We start from the raw sequence: 793 nt of genomic DNA, 5'->3' as shown, positions 1-793 counted from the left end.
GCGGCGGCGGTGTCGTGCCCGTACCGGCGGCAGCGCGCGGCCGGTGCCGCGCCCGTACCCCGCCGTCAGTGCTCGCGCGGCGCCGGCACGACGCGGTCGCCCGTGCCGATCTCGGCGTGCACGGCGAGCAGCTGCCGCATGGCCGACTCGGCCGCGGCGCCGTCGCCGCTGCCGAGCGCCTCCACGATGTGCACGTGGTGGCCGACGGCCGCCTCGCTCGGCCGGTCGCAGCCGCCGGCGGGGCCGCCGGAGACCTGCAGCGCCGCGGTGACCACGCCGGCCAGGTGCTCCAGCATCCGGTTCCCCGCGACCTGCAGGACCAGCGCGTGGAACTCGGCGTCGGCGCGGGCGAACGTGACCGCGTCGCCCTGCACCAGCGAGTGGCTCATGATCTCGGCCATGTCCGTCAGCCGCTGCTGGACGGCGCCGCGGCCGTGCCCGGCCGCGAGCCGGGCGGCCAGCGGCTCGATCGTCCAGCGCAGCTCGCACAGCTCCCGGCGCTGGTCCTCGCGCTGCGGGCCGAAGGCCCGCCACTCGATGATGTCCGGGTCGAGGAGGTTCCAGTCGCTGACCGGGCGGACCCGGGTGCCGACGTTGGGGCGGGCGCTGACGAGGCCCTTGGCCTCCAGCACGCGCAGGGACTCGCGCACAACGGTGCGCGAGACCTCGAAGCGCTGCCCGATCTCCTCGGGCACGAGCGGACGGTCGGCGCCCAGATCGCCGGAGACGATCATCTGGCCGAGCTGCTGGACGAGGTCTCCGTGGAGGCCGCGGCCCCGGCTGGTCGCCGCGC

At 76.8% G+C, this 793-nt stretch carries 1 protein-coding gene; it reads right to left on the bottom strand.

Features of this window, described 5'->3' with window-relative positions; translation table 11 throughout:
• Window positions 1-65 precede the first annotated feature (65 nt).
• Window positions 66-793 (bottom strand): FadR/GntR family transcriptional regulator (locus ABD317_RS37390; protein ID WP_344296589.1); only part of this gene is annotated, 728 nt, incomplete at its 5' end.

Origin of the sequence: Streptomyces synnematoformans, assembly GCF_039531005.1 — a bacterium.
Classification (GTDB): Bacteria; Actinomycetota; Actinomycetes; order Streptomycetales; family Streptomycetaceae; genus Streptomyces; species Streptomyces synnematoformans.
Note: the sequence above shows the minus strand (reverse complement) of the source record. Positions and strands in the feature narration are given on the sequence as shown.